7 protein-coding genes are annotated in these 6,905 nt (G+C 64.1%); 3 read left to right on the forward strand and 4 right to left on the reverse strand.

Annotated elements, in window-relative coordinates:
- Positions 1-762: LysR family transcriptional regulator (locus tag ACXJ7R_RS21085; protein ID WP_457153537.1), on the reverse strand; the 762-nt coding region annotated here is incomplete at its 3' end.
- A gap of 191 nt (positions 763-953) precedes the next feature.
- On the opposite strand from ACXJ7R_RS21085, the gene ACXJ7R_RS21090 reads away from it, so the two are divergent.
- Positions 954-2,240 (forward strand): serine hydrolase domain-containing protein, encoded by a 1,287-nt coding sequence (locus tag ACXJ7R_RS21090; protein WP_457153538.1) that lies wholly within the window; start codon positions 954-956, stop codon positions 2,238-2,240.
- 38 nt (positions 2,241-2,278) lie between these two features.
- A complete protein-coding gene (locus tag ACXJ7R_RS21095) occupies positions 2,279-3,139 on the forward strand; it encodes an NmrA family NAD(P)-binding protein (protein WP_457153539.1) in 861 nt (286 codons plus the stop codon).
- A gap of 94 nt (positions 3,140-3,233) precedes the next feature.
- Here ACXJ7R_RS21095 and ACXJ7R_RS21100 read toward each other — a convergent pair whose 3' ends face one another.
- The 3 genes from ACXJ7R_RS21100 to map form a co-directional block, all read right to left on the reverse strand.
- Entirely contained in the window at positions 3,234-3,956 is a 723-nt protein-coding gene (locus ACXJ7R_RS21100; protein ID WP_457153540.1) for a hypothetical protein, read from the reverse strand.
- 417 nt (positions 3,957-4,373) lie between these two features.
- Positions 4,374-5,132 (reverse strand): RadC family protein, encoded by a 759-nt coding sequence (gene radC, locus ACXJ7R_RS21105; protein WP_457153541.1) that lies wholly within the window; start codon positions 5,130-5,132, stop codon positions 4,374-4,376.
- Positions 5,133-5,179: 47 nt separating this feature from the next.
- The gene (map, locus tag ACXJ7R_RS21110) at positions 5,180-6,007 is read right to left on the reverse strand and encodes a type I methionyl aminopeptidase (protein WP_095087741.1); all 828 of its coding nucleotides are present in this window, start codon (positions 6,005-6,007) and stop codon (positions 5,180-5,182) included.
- A 199-nt stretch (positions 6,008-6,206) separates the two neighbouring features.
- Between map and ACXJ7R_RS21115 the strand changes: the two genes are divergently transcribed.
- On the forward strand, positions 6,207-6,629 hold the full coding sequence (locus ACXJ7R_RS21115) for a hypothetical protein (RefSeq protein WP_457153542.1): 423 nt from the start codon (positions 6,207-6,209) through the stop codon (positions 6,627-6,629).
- Positions 6,630-6,905: the final 276 nt, after the last annotated feature.

Consider the following 6,905-nt stretch of genomic DNA (forward strand, 5'->3'; position numbering starts at 1 on the left):
CGACAGTAGAGGCGCCAAGCCGATCGCGAGGCTCTGGAAAATGCCTTGACCGGCCAGGCAAGCGGCGATCGCGACCGAAGGGTCATCCATCACCAGACGACTGGAGACCTTGACCTCCTTGACCTCCCCGCCGCGCCGGAACTCCCAGGGAAAGGGCAGGCCGGTCTGGGGATCGCGGAAGAGAAGCGCTTCGTGTTGGACGAGATCATCGGGTGATCGCGGCTCGCCGTGCTTTTCGAGATAGGCCGGAGCGGCGACCGTCAGGATACGGGTCTCCAGCAGCTTGCGCACGATGAGGGATGACTCATCGGGAGGCCCGAAGCGCACCGCCACGTCGACGCCAGTCATCATCTCCTGGCGATAGTTGCTGGTCAGGAAATCGACCGAAAGCAGGGGATAGCGAACCAGAAACGCCTGCAGCTTCGATGCAAGCACCATACGCGCGAACCACGGGTCCACCGAGACGCGCAGCCGGCCGCGCACGACCGCCGCCGCGCCGGCGGCTTCGGCGGCCGCCTCATCCAGGCCAGCCAGAAGCGGCAGCACCTGCGTGTGGAAGCGGCGGCCTTCCTCGGTGAGGCTGACCTCGCGTGGATTGCGATCGAAAAGCCGCACACCAACCCGCGCTTCCAGGCGCGCGACGGCCCGGCTCACCGCCGACGGCGTCAGGCCGAGCATCTCCGCGGCGCGGGCGAAATTCCCTGCCTCCGTTACCGCTGCCAGGACACCGACACCGGTCAGAAGCCGTGTATCGAAAGCCATTCGATCTCCCTTCGCCCTGCAGGTCTCCGCCGGAGCCTAACGCGATGAGCAGTGAATCTGAGTCACTTTAACACTGATCCTTATGCGCGTGAATCACGTCATGGCACGACTTACAAGGGTGACGTCCTGGCAACGCCGGGGCGAACGGCCGAGCAGATCGGATTTCCTTCGATCCGGAAAGGAGGTTAGCCATGGACCACCTCACACGCAGGACGATGCTTCAGCGCGGCGGAATGCTGGGAGCCATTCTGGCTCTCGATACGGTCAGCCCCGCTTTGGCCAGAACAACGGCGGCCGGTTCGTCCGTGCGGTTCAAGGCGATCGACGCCGCCTTGCGGGAAGGCGTCTCAAAGAACGACGTGGCCGGCGTCATCGCCGTCGCGGCGACACCGAAAGGCATTATCTACGAGGGTGCCTTCGGCAAGGCGAACGTCGCAACGGGCGCACCGATGACGCTCGACACGGTGTTCTGGCTGCTGTCGATGACCAAGGCCTTCACGGCGACGGCCTGCATGCAGCTGATCGAGCAGGGCCGCCTGCATCTGGATGACGACGCGGCGAAATACCTGCCAGAACTGGCCGCGCCGCAGGTTCTCGACGGCTTTGCCGAGGACGGAACGCCGCGGCTGCGGCCGGCCAGGCGTGCGATCAAGGTGCGTCATCTGCTGACGCATACCTCCGGCTACACCTACTCGATCTGGAGCGAGGCTCTGACCCGCTACGAGAAGGCGACGGGCATGCCCGACATCGCGACCTGCAAGAATGMTGCCTTCGCGGCTCCGCTCGAATTCGAGCCTGGCGAGCGGTGGGAATACGGCATCAGCATGGACTGGGTCGGCAAGCTGGTCGAGGCGGTGTCGGATCAGTCGCTCGAGATCTACTTTCGCGAGAATATCTTCGCGCCGCTCGGCATGAAGGATTCAGGCTTTCTGATCGGGGCCGGGCAGAAGCGGCGCGTCGCTACCTTCCACAATCGCCGCGCCGACGGCGGGCTGGAGCCGGCGCCCTTCGAGATGCCGCAGCGGCCGGAGTTCTTCATGGGCGGTGGCGGTGCTTTCTCGACGCCGCGAGACTACATGGCGTTCCTGCAGGCGCTGCTGAACGGAGGCGCGCTGCATGGCGTCCGAATCCTGCGTCAGGAGACGGTCGCCATGATGATGCAGAACCAGATCGGCGAGCTGAACGTCCAGCAGATGCGCTCGGCGCAGCCGTCCTATTCCCGCAGCTTCGACCAGTTCCCGGGACAGTCGCATAAATGGGGCCTGTCTTTCGATATCAACACGCAGCCGGGACCGAACGGGCGCTCCGCCGGCAGCATCGCCTGGGCAGGCCTGCTCAACTGCTACTTCTGGCTCGACCCGGTGAAGCACATCACCGGCGCGCTGTTCACCCAGGTCCTGCCCTTTTTCGACGAGCGGATCGTCGCGCTCTACGGCGAATTCGAGCGCGGTCTCTACCGCGGGCTCGATCTCGCCTGATCCACTACCCCAGACAAACGAGAGATTGGAAAACGACGATGTATGCCATCACCGGAATCACTGGAAAAGTCGGCGGAGCGCTCGGCCGCGCGCTGCTGGAACAGGGCCGGCCTGTCCGCGCCGTGGTCAGGGACGCCAACAAAGGTGAAGAATGGGCGGCACGCGGCTGCGAGGTCGTACTTGCCGGACTTGAGGACGCCGAGGCGCTGACAGCTGCGTTCACCGGCGCCGAGGGGGTCTTCATCCTGCCCCCATCGGAGTTCGACCCCGAGCCCGGCTACCCCGAGGCTCGCAAGGTCATCGACGCCATCGTCGAAGCGCTGAAGGCCGCGCTGCCGGACAGAGTGCTTTGCCTGTCGACGATTGGAGCCGATGCAGCGCAGGACAACCTCTTGTCGCAGCGCACGATGCTGGAAGAGGCGCTCTCGGCGCTCCCGCTGCCGGTGACCTTCCTGAGACCGGGTTGGTTTCTCGAAAACGCAATGTGGGATGTCGCCTCCGCACGCGACACAGGTGTGATCTCGAGCTTCCTGATGCCTGCCGACAAGCCGTTCGCGATGGTCGCGACGAGCGATGTGGGGCGGATTGCGGCAGACCTGATCCAGGAGCATTGGACGGGCAGGCGCGTGGTCGAACTCGAAGGCCCGCGCCGTGTCTCGCCCAACGACCTGGCGATCGCCTTCACCAAGGCGTTGGGACGGCCGGTGCGGGTCGAAACGGTGCCTCGGGACACTTGGGAGGGCCTGTTCCTCTCCCAAGGCATGAAAAATCCGGGCCCGCGCATGCGCATGCTGGACGGCTTCAACGAGGGCTGGATCGACTTCGCCAATCAAGGCGCAAGTGCTGTCAAGGGACGCATTGGCCCCGAGGAAATTATCGCGACGCTTTGTTCAACGTGAAAGTCGAGACCAGAAACAGCAACGCCGCCAGGCAGGCCCGGCGGCGTCTTCCTAGACTGCTGTTTTGCTAGACTGCTGTTTTGGGTCGCGATACCTACGGTGTCCCCGCCTTCTGGAGCGCGTCGGCCATTTGGTCGATCTTGCCGGCAAGGACGCCCTCGGCCCAATCCGTGACATCGGCGTCGACCGGCTTGTTGGCCATGTCCGTCAGCGCCGCGTCGAGCGATGCCTGATCGGTGCCGACCGTTGCAGCGTCAGCTGCCGCCTGGGCCTGGGCGGCCGTCGCGTTGTCGGCGGCGACAACGGCCTGCTGAGCAGCGATCTGATCGTTCAGGTCCTGGATTTGTTCAGGCGTGGCGGACGGGTCCGCCTGCAGCGTGGTCATCTGCGCATTCAGGGCATTCAGCTTATCCTGGGCGTCGTCCGCCGCCGCGGCCGCCTCGTCAGCCGCGATCTGGGCGTTCTTGGCTATCGCGGACTGCGTCACGAAGGCCTGAATGCCGGCGAACTTCTTGCTCTTGGAGTTCATGTAGGCGTTGATGTTGCGCTGCAGCGAGTTCAGCCTGCCAAGCTTGGCATGGATGTTCTTGTCCTTGTGCACGGACTTCGTATTGACCGTGGTGTCGGTCGTTGTGTCCGTTACCGTCTTGGCCGCCCGCCCCGGGGCCGACGCAGACTTGCCATGCGAAGCCCCGCTCTTGCCGTTGCCGCCGGCGTGGCCGTGCCCGTTGCCGTTGCCTCCACCATTGCCGCCAGCATTGCCACCGCCGTTGCCGTGCCCGTTTCCGGCGAGCGCCGGAGACGCCAGAAGCGCCAATGCGGCGAGCGCCGCGAACAGAGTTTTTCGGTTTGTCATGATATCTCCTCCTTGAGGAACCTCCGCCCAACCGCTAGAGCAGCGTCATATGAGGATTCACTAATCGTGCGCAATAAACTTTAGACAAATACGGTTTCACTGCGCGAGCCTGACAACCAACGAACTCCATAACCATTTGATATTACAATATAAATCAGCGCTATGAGACCGTCGCGGCACTGAAGTCCCATACCGGCCAGACCATGGTCCTAGTCTGCCCACCAGCGGCACGGTAACAGTCGTCGAGTGGTTGTCGGAAAGGCGTTGAAACAAGGGAAGTCGGTGGGTGCGATCCAGTGCGGCGCCACCCGACGCGTCACGCGCGAACGCCTAGCTTCTCGCGGCGTACACGACTTCGCGAGCGTGTAGCTCATCGCACTAGATCAGCAGCAGGCCCTTCATGCTGGAATAGCCTTTGCGCCCGATGATGATGTGGTCATGCACGGCGATGCCCAGCCGCTTGGCCGCGTCGACGATCTCCTTCGTCATCTCGATGTCGGCGCGCGATGGCGTCGGATCGCCTGACGGATGGTTGTGCACCAGAATGATCGCGGTCGCCGAGAGGTCGAGCGCGCGCTTGATCACCTCGCGTGGGTAGACAGGCGTGTGGTCGACGGTGCCGACCTGTTGCACCTCGTCGGGGATCAGCGCGTTCTTCTTGTCGAGGAACAGGATGCGGAACTGCTCGCGCTCCTCGAAGGCCATTGCCGAGCGGCAATAGTCGAGAAGCTGCGTCCATGAGGAGAGGACCTCGCGGCCATGGACCTCGCCGCGCGCCATGCGCTGCGCGGTCGCCGCGACGACCTTCAGGTCGAGCGCCACCGCGGGGCCGATGCCCTTGACCTCCTGCAGCAATGCAAGCGATGCGCCAAGCACTTCGGCCAGCGTGCCGAAGCGCGCCAGAAGCGCCTTGGCGACCGGTTTGGTGTCGGCGCGGGGGATCAGGCGAAAGAGCAGAAGTTCCAACAATTCGTAGTCGGGCAGGGCCTCCGGACCGGCCGTGGCAAAGCGCTCGCGCAAGCGGTCGCGATGGCCGAGATAATGCGGCTTGTCGTTGAGCGCCTTTGCTTTCGCCGCTGGCCGGACCGGCACTTCGGAGAAGAAGCCTCGCTCGTCGTCGTCGCTTCCGGTCCCCACGAGCTGCTCCGCATTTTCCTGGGCCGGAAAGAACCGGCAAAACAAGGCTAGGCCGGCAGGCCGGGGCGGTCGAGCTTGTTGGGCGACAGGGTGAAAATCTCGCAGCCGGTGTCGGTGACGCCGATCGTGTGTTCGTACTGTGCCGACAGCGAGCGGTCGCGTGTCACCGCGGTCCAGCCATCCGACAGCACCTTCACATGCGGCCGGCCGAGATTGATCATCGGCTCGACGGTGAAGATCATGCCTGGACGCATCTCGACGCCCTCATTGGCGCTGCCATAGTGCAGGATGTTGGGTGCGTCGTGGAAAAGCTGGCCGACGCCGTGGCCGCAGAAATCGCGCACCACCGAGCAGCGCTCGGCCTCGGCATAGGTCTGGATGGCGGCGCCGATGGCGCCAGTGCGTGCGCCGGGCCTGATCGCCGCAATGCCGCGCATCAGGCATTCATGGGTGACCTCGAGCAAGCGCTCGGCGGCGCGCTTGATCGTGCCGACCGGGTACATGCGCGAGGAATCCCCGTGCCAGCCGTCGAGGATATAGGTGACGTCGATGTTGACGATGTCGCCATCCTTGAGCGGCTTGTTGTCGGGAATGCCATGGCAGACGACATGGTTTATCGAGGTGCAGGACGATTTCGTGTAGCCGCGATAGTTGAGCGTTGCCGGCAGCGCGCCGTGGTCCATGCCGAATTCGAAGACGAAGCGGTCGATGGCTTCTGTGGTGACGCCAGGCTCGACCATCGGCACCAGTTCGTCGAGGCAGCGCGCGGTGAGATCGCATGCCTTGCGCATGCCGGCAAAGCCTTCCTCGCCATAGAGGCGGATCTGGCCGGTGTTTCTGAGTGGTGCGGTGGCGGCGTCGAGATAGGTGACCATTTTGTCCGTGTAGCCGGGTAGGCCCTGCGAGAGGCCGACGTGAAAATCTCCCCAGATTTGGCACTTGGAGGCAAAAGGTTCAAGGACGAACTGCTTGATGCAGCCGCGCACCTCGGGATATTCGCCCTGTATCAGGTGATGACTTGCCGGTTTTCGCCGGCTTGCTTTCCTTTCCGGCCATCGTGCGTTAGGGCGGGTGATGTTTTCGAGACCGGGTCCCTTCACGGCGGCCAAGCGCACCAGATTGCTCGAAGCGCCGCTGACGACAGTCTGCTCATGCCTGATGGGCATGGTGCTGCTGGCGATGCTGTGCCTCGGCCGCCCGGACGTGCCAGCTTTCGCGGATGCTGCATCGGGCGGCGCCAGCATCGGCCTGGAACGGTCTGGAGAGGCGGCGGCGCTGCTGCGTGTCACCGGCAAGGCGCAAGTGCTGGAGGTTCGCGCCGGGCGGCCGTCCCTGGTCAAGTTCGCCAGCGGCCATCCCGCTTTGCCGGTTCTCGACGCCGTCTTTTCTTGGCTTGAGCGGACTTCGCCGAAGGCGGCTGTTTCGGGATACGAAGCGCCCCCGGGGTCCAGGGCAAATGCCCATCAGCCGCGCGCGCCGCCGACCATCGCGGCCTGAGCGGTCCGCGACCGCAGCTTCACCCCTGATCTATCCCTGTTCGCGTCGTGAACGTGCGGCGGCTGTCGGCCGTGCACCGGTCGCGCGGCGCGTCGTTTCCGGAACCATTTCAATGCAACAACGCATCAAGACATTCAAAACCCTGTCGCGCGCTGCCTCGGCTGCCGCGTTTCTCTCCGTCCAGGCGCTCATCTGCATCGGAACCGTCTATTGGGCGGTTGCCGAGACGCTCGGGCTGTCGGAAATGGCGGCACTTGTCCTCGGGGGCCTCTTCGC

This window comes from Mesorhizobium sp. P5_C1 (genome assembly GCF_054049815.1).

Coding starts and splice junctions, on each gene's coding strand:
- ACXJ7R_RS21115 (WP_457153542.1), top strand. CDS start 6,207: ATGTTTTCGAGACCGGGTCCCTTCACGGCGGCCAAGCGCACCAGATTG.
- ACXJ7R_RS21095 (WP_457153539.1), top strand. CDS start 2,279: ATGTATGCCATCACCGGAATCACTGGAAAAGTCGGCGGAGCGCTCGGC.
- map (WP_095087741.1), bottom strand. CDS start 6,007: ATGGTCACCTATCTCGACGCCGCCACCGCACCACTCAGAAACACCGGC.